This window comes from Nitrospirota bacterium, from assembly GCA_015233895.1.
GTDB lineage: Bacteria > Nitrospirota > Thermodesulfovibrionia > Thermodesulfovibrionales > Magnetobacteriaceae > Magnetomonas.
Map to the genome: position 1 here is coordinate 1,968 of JADFXG010000032.1, position 19,642 is coordinate 21,609.

Sequence of the window (19,642 nt, forward strand, 5' to 3'; positions counted from 1 at the left end):
CATTTATGTGCATAATCTATAACTGTATCATAGTCACGATTTTTGAAATAGTAAAAGGCCATCCATTGTAATGCATTAATTTCCATATCAATATATTTTTCTCTTAAGGGAATGACCCAGCTATAAGGGTTATCTTTTAAAAATTCGCCCTCAGCACATATTTTTAACGCAGGTTCAAACAGGGAATGCGCTAAAGCATCGTTATCTTCTTTAGCTGCCGCCTTTGCTTCATGTATCAGTTTTTCAAGCCTTAAGGCATCAACATAAGAGCCCTCCGGCAAAGTAAGAATATATGAACTGCCGTTTGTTTTTAAATAAGATGATTGCTTTTTAATGGGAATGCCAGGCTGCAATGCTTCTCTTATTGTTCTTATACATTGTCGCAGAGTTGATTTTGCTTTTTCAAAAGGTACGTCTTCAAAAAAAATATCTGTTAACGAATCTATGCTTACAGATGTGTGTGAATGAAATACCAGATAAGCAAAGATATAAAGAGCTTTTTTTCTGTGCCATGAGGCTGGAAGTATTTTTCTGCTTCCAACAATAATCTCTAAGTTTTTGAACATATATACTTTAACAGGTTCCACATGGAAGGGCACAGATGCACAGAGGGCTGCTTTCATCGCGGTTTCTCTAATCCCGGGGCTCTGAGTGTTGTCGCTTGTGTCTGCTATAAGCTCAGATACACAGGGTACACTCCAGATTATGCTTGAGGCATCTTCAATCTGGCGTTTAAATGAAACTACATCACCTGTTTTTAAAAATATAGAGGCAACAAGATGAAGGTGAATCATAGCTTTTGTGTAATGAGTGTCCGCAAAAACCTGATTTACCAACAAATCATTTGAATTTTTATTACAAAACTCCTCCACCTTTTTATGCAGTTCAGATAAACTATTGTCATCCGCCTCAGCATGTAAAAGTTCTCTAAAAGAATCTAAATAAGTGTGATAATGCTTATAGAGTTCACCATCCACTAGAGTGCACCGACTACGTCATTAGGAGAAACATCATATTTTCCAATGCCTCTTGTATCGTCTGTGTTTTTCGGCCCTGATGGTATACATTTATGCGAGTCACTTTCAAACGACACAGTTTAACCTGATTCTTTCCTGATTTTTATCCTTCCAAATCTACCTTTGCTTTACTGAAAACACGCCATTACTCAAACAGTGATAATAATTTTTAGCGTACCCACATATCCGTTACTTATAATATGTCACAAAGTATAGTTTTTGTCAAGGTGAATGCCTCAGGGCAAACGCATTAGAAAAAAAAGGGTGTAGGATCAACAAGTTCAATAACTGACAATTGTAACAAACTTGTAACATTTCCTTAATATTACTGTAATTATAAGTGTGTTTTAATACAATCAGAGCGATGGATAAAAGGGATGAACATAAGAAAAACACTTACATAGGAGGCAAATAATGGAACACTACGTGCATCATGTAAGAGGAAGGTTAAGAATAAAACTTCCCGGGCTGATAAACAACCCCTCAGGATACCAAAAGGTACACGATATGGTTAAAGCGGATGGTTCTTTTGAAATATCCAAAGTAAACCCAATAACCGGCAGTGTGGTAATAAGCTATGACTCAGATAGAATAACCCATAAAGAAATCCTTGACAATTTGGCACAAATTGGCCTGCTTGATCCCTCAAAGATAATCAACAACGACCAATACGTTAAAAACGCTATTTCAAAGTTTGGAAACACAATTAATAAGACACTTACCGGAGCGTTTCTGGGCAGCGCCTTAGATGGTACGCCGCTTTCGTTTCTTGCAGCGTTAATTTAGCATTGTTATTTTTTTTAACAATGCTATTTTAGTAAATGTACCTTATCGGTCCTCTCCCACGGGACGTCAAGGTCTGTTCTGCCCATGTGGCCAAATACGGCCAGCTTTCTATAAAATCCGTTTTTGTGTTTAGCTGGAAGATGTCTGAGATTAAACTCCTTTAATATTGCAGCCAGTCTGAAATCAAAATGTTTCTTTACTAAAGATGCAATTTCCGCATCCGGTATGATGCCTGTGCCGTATGTATCCACGTAAAGACTCACAGGTCTGGTAAGCCCTATACAATAACTAAGGTACAGCTCGCACTGCTTAGCGAGCCCTGAGGCTACAACATTTTTTGCCGCATACCGCGCTGCATAGGCTCCGATGCGGTCCATTCTCATAGGGTCTTTTCCGCTTAATGCAGCCCCTCCGCCTCTTGCATAAGCCCCGTATGTATCCATTGAGGTTTTTCTGCCTGTAAGACCGGAGTGCGTAGAAGGCCCCCCTATAATGGATGGTCCGTCGGGATTTATAAAAATAAGGGTGTTAGCGTCAGGCTTTAATGATTCAGCCTCAAAAACTGGTTTTATGATTGCTTCATAAACGTCTGACCTCAACTCATCAATCTCCGGGCCGCTATGTTTATTCTGACTAACCACTACGGTAATACTGTGCACCCTGTAGGGAGCGTTGTCTTTGTACTCGATTCCTACCTGTGTTTTACCATCGGGCGTAAGGTACGGAATGACCTTGTTGATGCGTGCAGATTTTATTTGTCTTGCTAATTTATGTGCAAACACTATAGGGCTTGGCATAAGTTCCGGACCCTCATCGCAGGCATAACCAAACACTGTTACCTGATGTTTTCCCGCAATTTTTTCTATTTCATCATCAGAGAGTGAGTTTTCGTCAAACTCCGTATAACGCTTGTTTGTCTCCTCTTTGAGGCTTGTAACAATGCTGCATGTTTTAGAGTTAAACTCTTTTGTATTATACCCTACCGTGTCTATCATATTCCTTGCAACATTGGTAAAATCCACGCTTGCCTTAGAATCAAACCTCGCCGCTATAAACACTATTGCAGTGGAAACGGCACACTCAGCCACAATGTTTGAATACGGGTCTTGTTGAAGAAACTTATCCACGATTGCATCGCTGATTTGGTCACACAATTTATCGGGATGTCCCTCTGTTACGGATTCAGACGTAAATACGAAATCATTTTTCATTATTTCACCCCTTTTTAGTTTTTTCGTTAAACAAATATGGTACTACTGCGTTACCGGCTATGACCAGAGCGTCAGCAATGCCGATTGGCGTGATTCCCAGTACTTTTCTAAGTGGAGGCACTAAAACGCACAAAATCTGAGCGGCAAACGAGGCTGACATCGCAATGTCGAGGTATTTATTTCTTGAGAGCCGCTCTTTGTCAAAAATACTGATTGTATCAGAGCGGCAACTGAGAGTGTGAAGAAGCTGTCCTGAGGTTAGTGTCATAAAGGCCAAAGTGTTAGCCTTTGGAGAGGCGCCATAGCGCCACAAACCATAACCATAGGCAGCCAGCGCTCCAAGGCTTAACGCAGATGATTCCTTTAAGAGTTTTTTCATATCAGAGTTATTTAAAATATGTTCAGAGGGGTCCCGCGGCTGCTTTGACAGTATATCCGGCTCAGGCGGCTCAAGGGCAAGTGCTAACCCCGGGAAAATATCTGTGGCAAGATTTATCCAAAGCAGTTGCATAGTGTTTAACGGCTGCCCTAATCCCGTAGCAAGTGTGGTAAACATAACTATTATCTCGCTCATATTAGTGGCAAGCAGAAAGTGAATAGATTTCCGTATGTTTCCGTATATAGTCCGTCCCTCTTTGATAGCTGTAACCATAGTGCTAAGGTCATCGTTTTCTAAAATAACGTCAGCCACTTCTCTTGCCAAATCGGTGCCATCTTTGCCCATGGCAATCCCTATATCGGCCGCCTTAAGGGCAGGGCCGTCATTTATTCCATCCCCTGTCATTGCAACAACCCGTCCGCTTTGCTGAAGAGCCTGCACTATCTGGTATTTGTGGGCTGGAGTCACACGGGCAAAAACATCCACGCGTTCGCACAAGTTTTTTAACACATCCGGCTCCAGGTCCTTAAGATGCCGTGAGTCCACGATTTCAAGCTTTCCGTTTCTGCTGATTCCCAATTCCTTGCCTATGGAATATGCCGTCAGACTCTGGTCACCGGTTATCATAATCGTGTCTATGCCCGCATTATGAAAGGTTTTGACTACATCCTTTACGCCATTCCTTATTGGGTCGATCATTCCTATAAGCCCTAGCCAAACCATATTGTAGTTTCTAAACACCGGATCAATGCTGTCTGTGTTGTACCAGGCTACGCCCAGAATTCTGAGAGCTTTACCGGCCATGTATTCGTTTTCATTTTCTATAGCCTGCCGTAATTCATCATCTAAGGAGATTATCTGTCCATCTATCATTACCTTACTGCACATGGAAAGCACCTCTATGGGGCTGCCCTTTACGGCAACTGGTATTTTCTCGTCGTCCTCGTAAAGTTTTTTATGGCCGTTCAGCCTGTTTTGTGGCAGCTCGTGCATGGTTGACATACAGTTACGAGCCTCCGAACGATGGCATACCTCAAGCATCGGGAACTCATTCCGTAACGATACGACGTCAATGTCAGCCAGTATGGCGGCTTTAACAAGAGCGCTTTCGGTAGGCGATCCGGTTAGTTTATATGTTCCGCCTGCATTTTCAACCGCAGTTTCGTTGCAAAGAGCGCAAACCTCCAAAAGCAGCCTGAGTTCATCCATATCAGTGGCATTAATGTTTTGAGAATCGACAGTAAACCCTCTGTCTGATACTTTTATTCGTTTAAGGCCTGCGTGAATGGCCACAGTGGTCATTTTATTTAGTGTGATGGTTCCGGTCTTATCAAAACATATAGTCTGGCAACAGCCAAGTGTTTCCACGGCTGCAAGATTTCGTATAAGCACGCCATGTTGTTTTAAACTCTTTATTCCCAGAGAAAGAGTGGTTGTTGCAACTGTGGGCAGTCCCTCAGGCACCGCAGCCACTGCTAATGATATGGCGGTGTTTAACATTCTTAAAAACGCATAGCCGCGTAAAATTCCGATAACAAATACCAGCGCACACACCCCGCTGCTTATATATACCAGTTGATTTCCCAGTACGTTTAGTTGTTTTTCCATCGGGGTTTCGGGGGATTCGGCACTGTCAACCATGGACTGAATCATGCCAAGCTCTGTGTGTCTGCCGGTAGCCGTTACAACGGCTATTGCCTGGCCTCCGGTAACTGTTGTTCCCATATAAGCCATGTTGTATCTGTCACCCAGAGGAATATCCTCGTAATCAATCACATCTGGTGTTTTGACAACCGGCATACTTTCTCCGGTCAGTGCCGATTCATCTATACTTAAATGTTTTGCCGTTAAAATCCTGGCATCGGCGGCAACAAAAGTGCCGGGCTGTAAAAGCAATATATCCCCCGGCACAACTTTCTCACAACTGATTGTAATGGTAACGCCCTCTCTGAGCACTGCCGCCTCCGGCATTACAAGGTTTTTCAGGGCGCTGATGGTGCGCTCCGCCTGACTTTCCGTGAGATACCCAATGACTGCATTTATACCGACAACAGACATTACAATTGCGGCATCAAATATCCCTCCAGTAGAAACTGAAATCACCGCCGCTGCACACAGTAAAAACACAGGGAGCGAATTCAACTGACCTAAGAAAATACTTAAAGCGCTGCGCTTTACACTATCCGGCAGCATATTAGGACCGTACTTAATGAGGCCCTCGCTTACTTGCAAATTAGAAAGTCCATGATGTAACGATGTATTGAAAAACTCTGTAACTTTTTCCACAGCTATTGTGTGCCAATGCTTTTTGGGTTGTTCAGTTAGCTCACTTGAAACTACTTTTTTTGAGGCCTTTTTTTTCTTTAACGGCAGCGGTTGTTTTGTTTTCAAATCCGGTATCCGGATGCCATACTCAGTGGCTAATCTCTCTACTAATTGTTGCAGAGTAGATAAATCACAAGAGACTTTATAGATAACAAGCACGTTTTCGGTTAGAGCACTTATGGTAACGCTAATGACCTCATCGTTTTGGGACAGGTTATTATAAAGATAGTCTTTAAACCCGCTAAAACGTGAAAGTCCTCTTATTTTAAATCTGATCCTGCCTTTGACACCTTTATGTAATACAGTCAAGACTTGTGGTTCTGTGTTCATTTGACCTGCCATTAGTTATTTATGAAATGTTATTAACTTTTAGGACGCTTTGAAAATAGACCAAAAGCGTACCAAAATGCCGTGTACCAGGGAGGCAGAACGAACCTGCCTTTTGCAAGCTGCATGATTCCTGTGGTAAAGAGACTCAGGAAGGCTAAATCGGCCATATCTATGTCTCCGTTTGTAGCGTTTTTTATTTTTGTACTGAAAGATTTCATTAAGGAGGCGACCTGATCAACTGGTTTCCCTACTGGTACCAGAGCTCCCTCGGTGTGGTCAAACAAGTTGTTTTTACGGCAGTAGTCATATATTTCCGATGGAGTGCCGCTGTGCCTTATAAAAACTCCTCCGGTCAGATGGTTAGCCTCAACATATATAACAGTCTTGTTTTTTTGCAACTCTTCTGTTACGCTGTTAAAGTATTTGGCATTACCTTTTCTGGATGGCACTTTTATTCTCAACCTGTCCTGCAGATTGTGTGAGGTGTAAGCTTGTGGAAGCGCTTGACTTTGATTGTTCATAACCTTAAACCTCCATATCTCCCTGTGATTCCTCAAGCTCTGCCTTTGCCTCTGCCACAATATCCTCGGTTACCTCACCGAACTCTGCCATTGCAACCTTAGCCTTAGCCGTTAGTACCAGTGCCCCCTTTATTGCGGCTTTGGTAAGCGGCTTTACGACCGATGCCAGAGCGCCAATCAATGCAGGGCCAATTACCACAGCACCAAGCCCTATCGCAAAACTTTTCATTGTATCACCCTTAAAGGCATCTTCAAAAAATCCCATACTTTTTAATCCCCCTTTTTACCCCTGACGCGGCTTTTTATGCTAAAATAGCAAATTATTGAGTCGTCCTGCGCTTGTGGAAAACCTTGATACCATTTGTTTATTTTACAGGGCAGATTGTTACAGAAGTGTTAATTATTTATTACAGTTATATTAAATTTTTGTTTTTAAGACCAATAACTAAAGCAGTTCAGATATTTCCATATTACCGTTACCAGAAGACTTTATACTTTTATACTTGTCAACGAGTTGCAGGTATTTATTGTTATCAGGCTCTATCTCATTTAATCGGGTAATGTATTTTTCACATTTGAATAAGTAGCGGTCATCTCTCCCATTCTTCTGTAAATATCCAATTATTGCCTTCAGTGCATTGAAATTTATAGTGAAATTTGAGGGCAAACCATCGGCAGCTTTCTCAAATAGTTCTATGGCTTCTGTGAGCATTCCCTTATCTATAAAATCAACACCTTTGTTATTTATTCCGATTATTTCGGCTTTTGTCTCTGAAACAAAATCGGATCCCTCCTCCTCCATACCCAAATCCTTAAATGTGTCCTGTACAACACTTAGTATGTCGTTGTCAGAGAAGTTATTCCTTACTATATATTTCATTAATTCCATGCCCTTGCCTTTTTCATTGTTTTGAATAAAAGACTGAGCAATCTCAATAGCTAACTGGGGAGCAACTTTACCGCCAAGTTTTTTATAAATGTCTTCTGCCTCTTTTAAGGACGCCATAGATTTTTCACTTTCCTTAGTTTCTGCGTATATATGGCTCTTTAACAGTGTAGCCTGAAGCAAAACCTCGTTATTTTCAGCAAAGTCGTTCATTACATCTTTTACCATATCAAGGGCTTTAGCGGTTTCTTTCTTATTAACAAAAACCCTGGCAAGTTGCGTGTAATCGGAGGAGTCTTTGAAGATTGAGGTTTTTCCAAGTTTGATTGCATTTTTAAAGGATGACTCTGCTGTGTTAAAGTCAGTGTTAGTAAAAGCGATGTTGCCAAGTGCCCTTTGCCTGAATATTGCTTTAGGTGATAAAGTTACAGCTTTTTGTAAAACCCCCTGGGCAGTGCTTTTCTCTCCTAATTCATCCAGAGTTTTAGCATACCAGTCATAAACGGGTATAAACTTATCGTTTTCATCAATAAGCGCTTTAAAAGTATCTGCGGCATCTTGAAACCTCTTTGTATGGAAATAGATCTTTCCCATGTTAAACTGCGCCCACGGCAATTTGTACTTACTTAGCACCAATGAATACACATCCTCTGCATTTTTATAATCGCCGTTTGTCATGTAAACTTCACCTTTTACCTTTAAAATATCAATGCGATAAGATGGCTTTTTCTGCAGTAAATCGTCACATAAGGCTATAGCCTCCGTGAAATTCTTACGCCTCATGACTGCGTCAATGTCTGCAAACAAATGTTTCTTCTCTTCAGTGGCCTTAATGCGCGCGACAAGTTCCTTAGTGGTAAATGGTTTTATAAGATATCCGTCCGGTTGGTAATCCATCACGCCCATAACCGAATTTATTGTGTTTTCAGCCGTTATCATCATAAACATTGTAGAATAACCAATTTTCTTTTTATATGCTAACTCTTCAAATATCTGATGGCCGTCCTTTTTGCCTTCTCCAAGGTTATAGTCGCAGAGGATTACATCATATTGTTTAGTGGAAATCTTGGTTATTGCATCGTTTGCCTCCTCAGTAATATCGACCAATTTTGCGCCAAGAGAAAGAAGATTTCTTCTCAGGCTGTCTCTGAAGTCTTTGTAGTCGTCAACGATAAGGAATTTCTTGTCTTTTAGTACAGTCTCTACCGCCTGCTCGCGATTATACAGTGTTAGTGCTATCTCCGGCCTCCTTTCGTTCTCCTCTATTCCCTAATACTTCATAAACACTATTCGGTATTACAAACAAAAAACTTTATTTTCTAAAGAAAAAAGAGTCCGTCCGTGAAAAATCAAAAATTTAGCTTAGTTTGCTATAATACGTTTTGTGTCAAGATTAATATTAATAACACAGGGTGATCCGGGAGGTATCGGGCCTGAGGCAGCGCTTAGGGCATATCTCACGTACAGGCCACAAAGGGCGGTGTTTGTCGGTGATATTAATGTCATTAAAGATGCCATGAGGCTTATCAACAACAGTACTCTCAGGATAAACACAGTTGAAAATCCACTCGATGGTATTTTTGACGGTTCAACTCTAAACGTAGTAAATGTCACAGTTGCTGGACAGTACGAAAAGCGCAGAGCAACCAAAGAGGGCGGCTTACTCAGCGCTCGGTGTATAGAAAAAGCAGTGGAATTAATTCTTAATGGAGAGGGTGAGGCTCTTGTCACAGCTCCGATTTCAAAAGAGGCGCTAAAACTTGCAGGCATACCTTATCCTGGCCACACTGAAATGCTTGCCGCTTTGACTGACACCGAAAACTTTGCCATGATGCTTGTTGGCGGCACTCTTAGAGTGATGCTCGTTACCATCCATGAGGCGCTATCCAATGTGCCGCATCTCATTACAAAAGACAGGGTTGTTAAAACGCTCATTTTAGCTAACGCTGCAGCCTATATGCTTGGCATAGACACTCCTAAGATAGCCGTGTCGGCGCTAAACCCTCATGCCGGAGAGGCCGGTTTATTTGGCAGGGAGGAGATAGTGGAAATTGTACCGGCTATAGAGGAGGCGGCACGGATGGGTATTGCCGCAACCGGTCCTTTTCCGGCAGATACATTGTTTTATAAAGCTTACAGAGGACAGGTGGATATCGTGGTAGCAATGTATCACGATCAGGGGCTTATACCGCTAAAAATGGCAGCCTTTGAAAGCGGTGTTAACATCACAATAGGGCTACCCATCATACGGACATCCCCTGATCACGGCACTGCCTACGACATTGCCTATAACTCAAAAAGTGCCGTCAATCCCCAAAGTATGTGCGAGGCTATGAGGCTTGCTGAAACTCTGAGGCCATATGTGCCAACATGCCGCTATGACTGAGATAAATTCTTATAGAAAGCAAACCATCAAACAGTTTGTCAGGTTTGCGCTTATAGGAGCCTTAAATACCATAGTTGATATGGCAATCCTCAATCTTGAAACCCTTCTGACAGGCCTTAAGACAGGCACGCCATTTGCCGTAGAAAAAGCAGTGTCGTTTCTTGTTGCCGTGATTTCTAGTTATTACCTTAATAAGAGATGGGCGTTTGAGTATAAATCTGAAAGAGGTAGGGTAGGGGGAAAATTCTCTCATTTTGTAGCCGTAAGTTTAATTGGGATGGTTGTTAATGTGGCATCGGCATCGTTTGTAGTAAATGTTGTGAGGCCATGGTTACATCTTACATGGATCGGGGATCAAATCTGGGTCAACATTGGCTCACTTTGTGGAACAGCCTGCGGATTGCTCTTAAATTTTTTGGGTTACAAGTTTTTTGTGTTTAGATCTTAGCTTCATATTTCATTTAAATTTTGCTTGACAAGTTTAGAAATATGTGGTTAAATGTTGTCGGTTGTGTTCCATATGCCGTTGTGTAAATACATTAGTAATGTGAGACTTCGTTGTATATGTGTGAGGCGAGTTATAAAACTGGTTTATTAAATACAGTTTAAAGTTGTGGAGGTGCTTATGTTTTTGAATGTAAAATACATGATGGTGTCTTTTGTCATGCTATGTTTGGTTCCATCCGTTGCATTTTCTGAGGTTACAATAGTAGATTTTCATGAAACATATGACGACAAAGTGCCTATATCAGGCTTAATCAGTGTAGGTGCTATGGTTGATGTGGATAACTCATTCTTTGACCCCCAATTTATAACTATAAAGATGCCTGAAACACAAAGTGCAAAGCTATGTATATCTATAACCTCAAATGATGGACGCTATAGAGCTCAATATGAATATGATGTTAAGAATCAAAAAAGTGGCGCACTTACTTTGCCAACCAACACAAAGAAAAGCAGTGAACTAAAAAATTATAAAGATAAACAGGTAGTAATATTAGCTACACTTAATAAGACGTGTAAAGACAGTCCTGATAAGGTATTGTTTGCCAGTTGGAAAAAGACAATCGCTGGAAACTCAAATAAGTATTATGTTTACTTAAATTGGGCAAATAATGTATCTATTGTAATCAGTAATAATCCTAATGTGGATGTTGCAGTTTGCAAGAAAATTACTGATAAATCAATAGCTTATAATAACGAATGTTTACTGGATAATAAATACATGGGGGAAATCAATTTTGCTGTCAATAGATTTACGGCAGCAAACGCGAAACTTCAGTTAATTCCATTACCATTGGTTTTACAGTAATTATGAAAGCAAAACTCATAGGTTTTATAGTTATTCTTGCTGTCCCAGTAATATTTGTTCTATTAATGAACGTGACAACAACATTTAACATTACAGCACAGGTTGAGCGTATTGAATTTGATTCAGATGAAAAAAATCCAATAGAATGGGAATTACGCAAAGCTATCATTACTGAAAATGCGGATGAATCGTCAAAAAGAGTATTTACAGGAACTCTTACCATATCTGCGTCTTCTCATGTTGTTGTGGAACGTGTATCAAATGGACCTTTAACAATCAGTATTGATTCATTGCAAGACAATAAACAGGTAGGAACATATCTGAGCGAGAACAATTCATCCAGTATTCAAACAAGCAAAAAAATTGGAATAACGATTGATAATACAACAAGCTTTGTTAATAAAGGTCAGACAGTATTGCTGCCACTAATCGGGAAAGATGTCACTCTTGGCATTGTTGTAAATGATAAGCTGTGTGGGAGCGCAGCCATATTACGTTCCGGCAAGGTTACAATGCTCGGAAAGACAATTTTGGGTGATGTTTATAAAGTAATGGAGAGTACGTTAGATGCCGGAGATCAGATTACAATGAAAGGACAAGAGTCCTTGTCGTACGGCTTTGTTTTACTTGATGAGAGACCAGCATTGACAGCCTCTTATAGGACTATCGGTAAATATGCATTGCTATCTCATACAGGCTTTAACTCTTATAGAATGTCAGCCTCGTGGTTAGACTTGCTTATGAAGAATACGTTTGTAACGGCTTTATATACGATTTTAGGTGCAATATACAGTATTTATAAATTATTTTCCAAAAAGGAGAAAACATTGTATGAGTAATAAGCTTTTTATAATTTGTCTTGTGTGTTTTTTGTTTAGCGTCTCAAATTCATTTGCAGAAGAGGTCTTTATTAAGGCAAGTAATGACTATGGAAGGGGTATTACTAAAAGAGTTGGTAAAGATTGCTTTGTAATAACCGCTAAACATGTAGTGGAGAATGCTAACCCACCGGTAACCATATATTTTGAAGGTAACAGACATGCCGAGGGTACTCCATCCTCATTTGCAGCTACTGATTTAGCAGTTATTAAATTAGATAACTATAAAATAAATTGCTCAGATTATAGTATTGTTGAGAATATCAATAATTTGGTAAAAAGAATGGTTTCAGGACAGTTAATAATTGCTGAGGAGGATGGCGCAACGAATAGAAAAACTGTAAAAATTGTTGGGACAGATGCTACAGATACATTCAAAATTAAATCTGAAACGGCAACTTTTATTTTACAAAAGGGTCATAGTGGAAGTGCCTTATATCTTGACGATAAAGGCACTCTCATTTTAGCTGGTATCTTACTATCTGTTAATAGTAAAGATAATATTGGAACTGTATATAAAATAAATTATATAAATGCAACTGTAAACCTTTATTTTGGAACCTATTATAGCAACACCATAACTACCATTTCACCTGAAACAGTGAAACCAACTGCAATGCCGACTCATATTTATGAAGGAAAAAGAGGGTGTATAAAGGGGGATTGCAGAAATGGTTACGGCATTCTAGTTTATGACGATAAATCACGGTATGAGGGTGAGTTTAAAAACGGAGGACTTAACGGTCAGGGAACCCTTGCCTACGCAAATGGCAATAAATATGTTGGAGTGTTTAGAGACGGACAAGTAAATGGACAGGGAAACTATACCTACGCAAACGGAGACAAGTACGTGGGACAGTTTAAAGACGGTAAAAGTGAGGGCGATGGAGTTTATACCTTTGGTAACGGCAACAAGTATGAAGGACATTTTAAAGATGCTAAATCAAATGGGTGGGGAGTCTTTACCTACACAAACGGCGACAGGTATGCAGGGCAGTTTAAGGATGGGAAAGGTGATGGAGATGGGCACTATACCTACGCAGACGGAACCAGGTTTGCCGGGCTGTTTAAAGACGGCAAAAAAAATGGGCATGGAGTTTATACATATGCAGACGGCAGCAAGTATGAAGGGGAATTTAAAGACAATAAAAAAGACGGTCGAGGAATATTCACCTATCCTGATGGCTCAAAGATAGACACGTCATTTGCAAACGATAAACCTGAGGAAAACTACCTCGTAACTATCGGAGAGAGAAAGGGAAAAAAAGATAATAATTTCGAATAGATGTGATTGTTCAGAAGCATGAATAATTTTCAATCACGCACCGGCATTTTCAGCAGGCGCAGGTGCCTCAAGTCCCAGCTCTTTTAGTACTTTTAGCGCATCAGTCCAGACAACCGTTTTAGCTGACGGATTTCTCAGTAAATAGGACGGATGATATGTGGGCATTAGCTTGATTCCCTTGTAGTCCTTGAATTCGCCGCGCAGACGCGTTATTGGTCTATCAGTTGCTAAAATTGCCTTAGTTGCGACCGTTCCCAATGTTACTATGACCTCAGGCGTTATGGATGCAATCTGACTTTTCAGAAAACCTATACACGCTTTGACCTCATCCTGCTCAGGCTCTCTGTTTCCGGGCGGACGGCATTTCACCACGTTTGCTATGAAAACATCCTCACGCTTAAGCCCCATTTTATTTATAAGGCTGGTTAGAAGTTTGCCGGCGCGTCCAACAAATGGCCGCCCCTGCTCATCCTCATCTGCTCCAGGGCCCTCTCCTATAAACATCAGCCTTGCCTTTGCGTCACCCTCACCAAACACAATGTTCTTTCTCGTTTTGTGGAGCTTACATCGCTTGCAATTGCCTATCTCGTGTCTTATCGCCTGAAGCGTCATGACCTCATTGCTGTTATCTATAGGTTCAGTGACAGAGTCAGGTTCAATTTGGGATGAAAATATTTCGTCTTTTCCCGAAATCGGTAAAAACTCAAACCCAATTGCCTCATATACTTTTAGAAATTCCACCATAGTTGCCGCAAATTCATTATTTCTCATACCTGTTACCTTTCGCCCCACTTCAGTTTTTCCCTGAGAATCTGAAAATAGTCCCTCTCACAGGGTATCAAAAGTCTTGTCATGTGCGCTGAGCGTTTGACGCTTACCACGTCTTTTTCCTTTAAATGCTGTCCAAGCTGCCCGTCAAGAGTTAGATACACATCCTCACTACCAGATCCGACCACTATTTCTATAGACATGTCATCGTTAACCACTATTGGCCGGTTTGTTAACGTGTGTGAACAGATTGGCGTAACAACGAAGCAGTGCAGGGTTGGATAGAGTATTGGGCCTCCTGCCGATAAAGAATAAGCCGTTGAGCCTGTTGGTGAAGACACAATTAATCCATCCGCTCTGAATGTGGTTACATAAGCACCGTCTATAAACATCTCAAGGTCAAATATTCTTGCCAGAGCCCCTTTTGTCACAACCACGTCGTTTAACACCGTATAAGTTGCAAGCGTTTTGCCATCCCTTATGACTGAGGCATTTAACATAATCCTGTCTTCTGACGCACACTTACCGTTTATTACCTTCTCTATGACATCAAATACCTCACCAATGCTTACCTCTGTGATAAACCCCAGTCCGCCCAGATTTATGCCAAAAATCGGAATGTTCTTTCCCGCCACAAGCCGCGAGGCAGCAAGCATGGTGCCGTCTCCGCCAAGCACCATTACCATATCACAATGCTCTGAGATTTCCTCTTGCGCTACCCCGGTCTCTCCTATCTCCTGTGCCGAGTACGAGTCTATACAAACCTTTGTTGTCCTTTCCCTTAACCACGGAACAAGTTTTCTTAAAAGCTCAATGGCCTCTTTCTTGCCGCGTTTACAAATTATTCCAACTCTGTTCATCCACTCCCTCTATGGTTATTTCTCGTTCATTTTCACTAATGTACTCCAAATCAACTGTCACTGTAGCAGTTTCTGTCCCCTGAAGTTTATCAGCCCACTCGATGACCGCAATTCCATCAGCTCCGATGTATTCATATAGCCCTATGTCATCTATAGCGCTTAAATTATCCAGCCGGTAAAGGTCTATATGATAGAGTGGCACAGTACCCTCATGCTCGGCAATAATCGTAAAACTTGCGCTTGTTATATCGGTTTCATTGATTCCGAAGGCTCCGGCTATTCCCTTAACCAGTGTGGTCTTGCCGCTGCCAAGCCCACCTGTAAGAAACACCGTGTCCCCTGGGCTAAGCAATTTACCGAGTTTGTGCCCAATACACTTAGTGTCCCAGTCTGAGCTGCTCCTAAGCCGCATCGCCGCACGTTGAAAAGGTGATGAAAGCCCCCTGTCTGCCCGTGGTCACTGTGTTTTGTTTCTGTGCTCGCCGATACGAATGGTATTTGCTTACGCAATAGGTACAATCAGGCGATATCCAAATGTTTTCCGGATTTACTCCCAAACGTAGTGCCTGAAGTTTATTGGCCACACTTAAATCTATGTGCTTACCCCCGGTTGGCTGTGTATAGATATAATCGCCCTCTCCGGAGGCACTTATAACCGCACTTATTACCTCTTCTCCAACCTCATAGCAGCAACCCCTGATTGAGGGCCCTATAGCTATTAACACGTCCGCCGCATCCGACTTAAATTCACTGAAAAACTGTCTGAGAACGTTGCTTAATATCCCCTTAGCTGTTCCTCTCCAGCCGGCATGAATTGAGCCTGTTACCCTGCGCTTTCTGTCAAAAACCAAAATCGGCACACAGTCAGCACTCTGAACTCCTGTAATGATGTCATCTCTGTCAGTTATAACGGCATCGGCAACTGTGCCAGGGGTTGGCAGCGATGAACCTTTCCTTAAAACCACAACAACATCTGTGTGTTTTTGCAGTGGCATATAGAGGGGTTTTGACGAATCTGCCACATCCTGAATTTTAAGTCCGCGGCTGCCGTCCGTAAAAAACCCCTCTGCTTCATTGTGTCTGAATATCTCAGGATAAATTAAGTCATATCCGTTATTGACAGACTCATTTTGAGTTCTTAACAAGCAAAAATCCCTTTATAAATCCAACCGGATCGCCTTCTTTTACATCAACGATTTTTACCGGTAAACCCTCTATAATGTCATCAATCATTCTGGTTACGCTTGCAAAGCTGTAGCTTAGAACGCTGTCAACTCTTTTTGCCACAGTCGAAGGCACTGCGCCGCTCCGAAACAGATGGTCAAATACCAGTATCTCACCGCCCGGCCTTACCACTCGTACAATCTCAGCCATTGCCTTACGGGGATCAAACACCACGGTCAGAAACAGGCTAAGGATTGCCTTGTCAAAGCTGTTACTGTCAAATTTGAGGTCTTCGGCATCCATCTTGTGTAACATTGTGTTATGTCCATACCGGAATGCTTTTGTTTTAAGTTTCCCAATTCCAAGCATTACATCGCTTATGTCTATTCCGTCAACATCAACGTTATCAGGAATAAACGGCAAGTCATGGCCGGAGCCTACCCCAGGCACTAACACTCTGTCGCCCTCTTTAAAATTTAACATGCCGATAGCTTTCTTTCTCCAGGGCCTTAGCGGCAGCATCAAGGCAGGATAAAAAAACGGGATAAACGTGTTAAAAGAAAGTGTTTTCAGTACATTTTTCACAGACTACCTCCTAAAAGGATTTTTAATTGTCTTTGCCGACATCATCAGTGGTTGGCAAAGTGGGGTCATATTTAATTCCATTGTACGTAAATGAATCTATCTGTTCCGGTGTTAATTCTCTTTTGGCATATTCGACAAACAGCCCACTGGTTATAAAGAAATCCACAATTTCCTTATCAAGGTGCTTGTCTTTAAGCATGAACCCTACAATTCTAACACATTCGGAGAGTTTTTTACCCGGTCTGTATGGTCTGTCTTTTGCTGTCAGTGCCTCAAAAATATCCGCTATTGCCAATATTCTTGACTTAATGCTCAGCTGTTCCGCCTTCTTACCGTGTGGATATCCAGAGCCGTCCAGCTTCTCATGATGTTCGGCAGCGTAGGTGGTAACATTCTTAAACTTCTTCGGCCACGGCAGCCCACCTAACATTTTTTCAGTCATTACAACATGATTATTGATTATCTCTCTCTCATCATCTGTAAGAGTACCCTTTGGTATAGAGAGATTGTGTAACTCATTTTCATCCAGGATCGGCATTTTTTTGCCGTCTATTTCTATCTCTATAGATGCAATCTCTTTAAGTCTTGCTAGTTTTTCATTAGCCATAAATTCACCACCTAAGTTGGACACTCTTATAAACTCTAAAGCATTTGAAAGACCCTCTAACTTACTGTTGAGTTCATCCTCAAGTTTGCCCAGCTTCTCATCAGCATCTTCAGTTTTCTGACAAAGGATTTCACATTTTCTTTTAAGAAACTCGTTTTCAGTCTGTTTTTTCAGTAGTTCAAAACGTGCCTCTACAGTGTGTATCCTGTCATATATAGTTTCCAGCTTGGTTGCCTTGTCAACAACGTACTCCGGGGTTGTTATTTTACCTATATCGTGCATCCATGCGGCTATGTGAAGTTCATCCTCCTCATCACGTGTGAGTACCCAGTCCTGCCATCTCTCGTCATTTGAATTACAAAGCCCTTTGGCTATAGTTGACGTAAGGGCGGCAACACGTCTTATGTGGCCTCCGGTGTAGGCTGATTTTTCATCAATTGCACCTGCTATCACCTTAATGAAAGAGTCCAGGAGAACCCTCAGCCCTCGTATCAGAGAAGAGTTGGTTATGGCAATTGCCGCCTGCGATGCAAGCGATTCAACCAGTTTTTGAAAGCGTTGTGAAAATGACACCACTTTGCCGCTTTGATTTGTTGCGTTTAGAAGCTGTAATACACCTATGATTTCGTTTTCATGGTTTCTCATGGCAGTTACGAGCATGGATTTTGAACGGTATCCAGTTTTTTGGTCAAATGCCCTGGTTCCCTGAAAATCAAACCCTTCCACCTCATATACGTCCTCAATATTTACCGTTTTACCAGTCAGAGCTACATAAGCTGATACATTGTTTTCGTTCCTTGAGCCGTCCTCTTTGTAAAGCTGTACAGGGGGAAATTTTATTTCGCTGCCTTTTGTCCCGCCCATTATAAAACCCAGCGATTTGGTCCGGATTATTTTAAAAGCCAGAGTTCTTTCATCCTCACTCATTATGTACAAAGTGCCGCCGTCCGCTCCGGTAAACAGCATTGCTTTTTCCACTATCATTTCAAGCAATGCCTCCTGATTGCGCTCAGCAGACAAGGCTATCCCTATACTCATAAGTTCGTTTTTGTAGTGTTCACTGCTTTCTACAAGGGACGTCACCTCTTTTAAAACAATATCAACAAGTTCAGTACAGGACTTGCCCTCTCCTGAGAAAGAAGCTCTTAGCTTTTCATCAAACCCTGTTACAATTTCATCTACAACATCTTCTTTTGTAAACATTTCATCCGCCTGTCAGAGTATTTACTTGCTTTAGCATTAAAGCTCAGACATTCTACTTTCTGTAAATCACCTTGCTTTTTACGCTGTACGCCCCCTCAAGTTTCCTTTTTTCCTCTTCAAAGCAAATTTCAACGTAAAACGGTCCTGCAGGCGTTTGAAACGGCACAAGCACTATCATACCCTTTGTCTTATGCGTTATCGTGTGGTTTTTGCCCACTATAGTCGTTGGAATTGCCATGTTAAATTTATAGCCCTGTTCGGAGAGAATTTTTCGGCCTCCGCCTGAGACCATATTCGTAATCTCACCAACCATGTCGGCAATCTCTTCGTTTACTTCTGTCATTTTTTCACCAAGCATATTTGACGCTATGTGTAAAATTGCCTCCTCAGTAAAAGTAATGGCTATAGAGCCTGAGGTTTTCTCACCGGCAAGACCTATCATGCCAGATATGTAACCCATTGCAGAGCTGTCAGCCTTTATACAAGGTGTGTTGTGTGTGACCTCAACGTTTGCCATAGTTTTTAGAATGTTTACGAGAGATTCCAAAAACGGATTGACAAAGTCAACATTCACATCCTTTTCCCCCAACTCACGTTACAAAACCCCACAGATATTTATCCAGGTATTTTATAGTTATAAAAATGCTCTATCCTCCTCTTACGCAAACGCCGCAAACACCTAAAACATTATAACAAAAATACATAGGTTATTAAAAATTTTTTTATGTCAAGTAAAAATCTTTCAATAAAACTGATCAACACATTAAAAAAAGGGATTACACTCCGGTAACCCCTTTTCAAACAGATAACTTCCTAATACTTATGGAATTTAATAATTTACTTAAACTACTCCCACTTAATTGCTTCAACCGGACAGGTGTCCATCGCCTCCTGGCAATCACAATCGCCGCACTTTTCAGGGTGAGCTGCAAAAGCCTTATCCCCCTGCATTTCAAACACATCCGGACATAAAGACACACAAGTCTCACATGCTGTACAAAGGTCCTGGTCAACAACAGGATTTTTCATTTAACTCCTCCTTAGTTTAGTTTTGTGTTTATTCTATATATGTAACGTTCCATACATCTCATGGAAATCCTACAATTACTATTCACAATTAAGCTATAATGTATAAAGAGC

General features: G+C 41.3%; 20 protein-coding genes. 6 read left to right on the plus strand and 14 right to left on the minus strand.

What is annotated here, in order from left to right:
- A partial coding sequence (locus HQK88_14710; protein MBF0618050.1) for a hypothetical protein occupies nucleotides 1-977 on the minus strand: 977 nt, incomplete at its 3' end.
- 453 nt (nucleotides 978-1,430) lie between these two features.
- Here HQK88_14710 and HQK88_14715 point away from each other — a divergent pair.
- Nucleotides 1,431-1,802 carry a hypothetical protein gene (locus tag HQK88_14715; GenBank protein MBF0618051.1) on the plus strand — a complete coding sequence of 124 codons (372 nt, stop codon included), beginning with the start codon at nucleotides 1,431-1,433 and terminating at the stop codon, nucleotides 1,800-1,802.
- Between the two features lie 23 nt (nucleotides 1,803-1,825).
- On the opposite strand, the gene HQK88_14720 is transcribed toward HQK88_14715, so the two are convergent.
- From HQK88_14720 to HQK88_14740, 5 genes are all read right to left on the minus strand, one after another.
- Nucleotides 1,826-3,013 carry a methionine adenosyltransferase gene (locus tag HQK88_14720; protein ID MBF0618052.1) on the minus strand — a complete coding sequence of 396 codons (1,188 nt, stop codon included), beginning with the start codon at nucleotides 3,011-3,013 and terminating at the stop codon, nucleotides 1,826-1,828.
- A 4-nt stretch (nucleotides 3,014-3,017) separates the two neighbouring features.
- Entirely contained in the window at nucleotides 3,018-6,047 is a 3,030-nt protein-coding gene (locus tag HQK88_14725; protein ID MBF0618053.1) for a cation-transporting P-type ATPase, read from the minus strand.
- A gap of 32 nt (nucleotides 6,048-6,079) precedes the next feature.
- Nucleotides 6,080-6,568 carry a hypothetical protein gene (locus HQK88_14730; protein MBF0618054.1) on the minus strand — a complete coding sequence of 163 codons (489 nt, stop codon included), beginning with the start codon at nucleotides 6,566-6,568 and terminating at the stop codon, nucleotides 6,080-6,082.
- A 4-nt stretch (nucleotides 6,569-6,572) separates the two neighbouring features.
- A complete protein-coding gene (locus HQK88_14735; protein MBF0618055.1) occupies nucleotides 6,573-6,833 on the minus strand; it encodes a DUF5132 domain-containing protein in 261 nt (86 codons plus the stop codon).
- 180 nt (nucleotides 6,834-7,013) lie between these two features.
- Entirely contained in the window at nucleotides 7,014-8,720 is a 1,707-nt protein-coding gene (locus tag HQK88_14740) for a response regulator (protein ID MBF0618056.1), read from the minus strand.
- Between the two features lie 118 nt (nucleotides 8,721-8,838).
- On the opposite strand from HQK88_14740, the gene pdxA reads away from it, so the two are divergent.
- From pdxA to HQK88_14765, 5 genes are all read left to right on the plus strand, one after another.
- Nucleotides 8,839-9,840: a 4-hydroxythreonine-4-phosphate dehydrogenase PdxA gene (gene pdxA / locus HQK88_14745; GenBank protein MBF0618057.1), complete on the plus strand. Its 1,002-nt coding sequence runs from the start codon at nucleotides 8,839-8,841 to the stop codon at nucleotides 9,838-9,840.
- Nucleotides 9,815-10,288, plus strand: a complete 474-nt coding sequence (locus tag HQK88_14750) for a GtrA family protein (GenBank protein MBF0618058.1) — start codon at nucleotides 9,815-9,817, stop codon at nucleotides 10,286-10,288. Before pdxA ends, HQK88_14750 begins: the two co-directional genes overlap by 26 nt.
- 177 nt (nucleotides 10,289-10,465) lie before the next feature.
- Nucleotides 10,466-11,152: a hypothetical protein gene (locus tag HQK88_14755; GenBank protein MBF0618059.1), complete on the plus strand. Its 687-nt coding sequence runs from the start codon at nucleotides 10,466-10,468 to the stop codon at nucleotides 11,150-11,152.
- Nucleotides 11,153-11,154: 2 nt separating this feature from the next.
- Nucleotides 11,155-11,991, plus strand: a complete 837-nt coding sequence (locus HQK88_14760; GenBank protein MBF0618060.1) for a hypothetical protein — start codon at nucleotides 11,155-11,157, stop codon at nucleotides 11,989-11,991.
- Nucleotides 11,984-13,315: a hypothetical protein gene (locus HQK88_14765; GenBank protein MBF0618061.1), complete on the plus strand. Its 1,332-nt coding sequence runs from the start codon at nucleotides 11,984-11,986 to the stop codon at nucleotides 13,313-13,315. The genes HQK88_14760 and HQK88_14765 overlap by 8 nt, the downstream gene beginning before the upstream one ends.
- Before the next feature lie 33 nt (nucleotides 13,316-13,348).
- Here the strand turns inward: HQK88_14765 and HQK88_14770 are convergent, their stop codons facing one another.
- The 8 genes from HQK88_14770 to HQK88_14805 form a co-directional block, all read right to left on the minus strand.
- Nucleotides 13,349-14,059: a uracil-DNA glycosylase gene (locus HQK88_14770; protein MBF0618062.1), complete on the minus strand. Its 711-nt coding sequence runs from the start codon at nucleotides 14,057-14,059 to the stop codon at nucleotides 13,349-13,351.
- Between the two features lie 32 nt (nucleotides 14,060-14,091).
- A complete protein-coding gene (locus HQK88_14775) occupies nucleotides 14,092-14,943 on the minus strand; it encodes an NAD(+)/NADH kinase (GenBank protein MBF0618063.1) in 852 nt (283 codons plus the stop codon).
- Complete coding sequence (gene tsaE, locus HQK88_14780) at nucleotides 14,918-15,355, minus strand: tRNA (adenosine(37)-N6)-threonylcarbamoyltransferase complex ATPase subunit type 1 TsaE (GenBank protein ID MBF0618064.1); 438 nt, start codon at nucleotides 15,353-15,355, stop codon at nucleotides 14,918-14,920. Before tsaE ends, HQK88_14775 begins: the two co-directional genes overlap by 26 nt.
- Complete coding sequence (gene pgeF, locus HQK88_14785; GenBank protein MBF0618065.1) at nucleotides 15,345-16,088, minus strand: peptidoglycan editing factor PgeF; 744 nt, start codon at nucleotides 16,086-16,088, stop codon at nucleotides 15,345-15,347. The genes tsaE and pgeF overlap by 11 nt, the downstream gene beginning before the upstream one ends.
- Nucleotides 16,069-16,692: a methyltransferase domain-containing protein gene (locus tag HQK88_14790; protein MBF0618066.1), complete on the minus strand. Its 624-nt coding sequence runs from the start codon at nucleotides 16,690-16,692 to the stop codon at nucleotides 16,069-16,071. The genes pgeF and HQK88_14790 overlap by 20 nt, the downstream gene beginning before the upstream one ends.
- A 22-nt stretch (nucleotides 16,693-16,714) precedes the next feature.
- Nucleotides 16,715-18,337, minus strand: a complete 1,623-nt coding sequence (locus tag HQK88_14795; protein MBF0618067.1) for an HD domain-containing protein — start codon at nucleotides 18,335-18,337, stop codon at nucleotides 16,715-16,717.
- A gap of 217 nt (nucleotides 18,338-18,554) precedes the next feature.
- Nucleotides 18,555-19,076 (minus strand): chemotaxis protein CheX, encoded by a 522-nt coding sequence (locus HQK88_14800; protein MBF0618068.1) that lies wholly within the window; start codon nucleotides 19,074-19,076, stop codon nucleotides 18,555-18,557.
- 272 nt (nucleotides 19,077-19,348) lie between these two features.
- Nucleotides 19,349-19,531, minus strand: a complete 183-nt coding sequence (locus HQK88_14805) for a ferredoxin (protein ID MBF0618069.1) — start codon at nucleotides 19,529-19,531, stop codon at nucleotides 19,349-19,351.
- Between the last annotated feature and the right edge of the window lie 111 nt (nucleotides 19,532-19,642).

Excerpts from the sequence above, each read along its gene's own strand:
- HQK88_14715 (MBF0618051.1), top strand. The coding sequence starts at position 1,431 with ATGGAACACTACGTGCATCATGTAAGAGGAAGGTTAAGAATAAAACTT.
- HQK88_14720 (MBF0618052.1), bottom strand. The coding sequence starts at position 3,013 with ATGAAAAATGATTTCGTATTTACGTCTGAATCCGTAACAGAGGGACAT.
- HQK88_14725 (MBF0618053.1), bottom strand. The coding sequence starts at position 6,047 with ATGAACACAGAACCACAAGTCTTGACTGTATTACATAAAGGTGTCAAA.
- HQK88_14730 (MBF0618054.1), bottom strand. The coding sequence starts at position 6,568 with ATGAACAATCAAAGTCAAGCGCTTCCACAAGCTTACACCTCACACAAT.
- HQK88_14735 (MBF0618055.1), bottom strand. The coding sequence starts at position 6,833 with ATGGGATTTTTTGAAGATGCCTTTAAGGGTGATACAATGAAAAGTTTT.
- HQK88_14750 (MBF0618058.1), top strand. The coding sequence starts at position 9,815 with ATGTGCCAACATGCCGCTATGACTGAGATAAATTCTTATAGAAAGCAA.
- HQK88_14755 (MBF0618059.1), top strand. The coding sequence starts at position 10,466 with ATGTTTTTGAATGTAAAATACATGATGGTGTCTTTTGTCATGCTATGT.
- HQK88_14760 (MBF0618060.1), top strand. The coding sequence starts at position 11,155 with ATGAAAGCAAAACTCATAGGTTTTATAGTTATTCTTGCTGTCCCAGTA.
- HQK88_14765 (MBF0618061.1), top strand. The coding sequence starts at position 11,984 with ATGAGTAATAAGCTTTTTATAATTTGTCTTGTGTGTTTTTTGTTTAGC.
- HQK88_14770 (MBF0618062.1), bottom strand. The coding sequence starts at position 14,059 with ATGGTGGAATTTCTAAAAGTATATGAGGCAATTGGGTTTGAGTTTTTA.
- HQK88_14775 (MBF0618063.1), bottom strand. The coding sequence starts at position 14,943 with ATGAACAGAGTTGGAATAATTTGTAAACGCGGCAAGAAAGAGGCCATT.
- tsaE (MBF0618064.1), bottom strand. The coding sequence starts at position 15,355 with ATGCGGCTTAGGAGCAGCTCAGACTGGGACACTAAGTGTATTGGGCAC.
- HQK88_14795 (MBF0618067.1), bottom strand. The coding sequence starts at position 18,337 with ATGAGTATAGGGATAGCCTTGTCTGCTGAGCGCAATCAGGAGGCATTG.
- HQK88_14805 (MBF0618069.1), bottom strand. The coding sequence starts at position 19,531 with ATGAAAAATCCTGTTGTTGACCAGGACCTTTGTACAGCATGTGAGACT.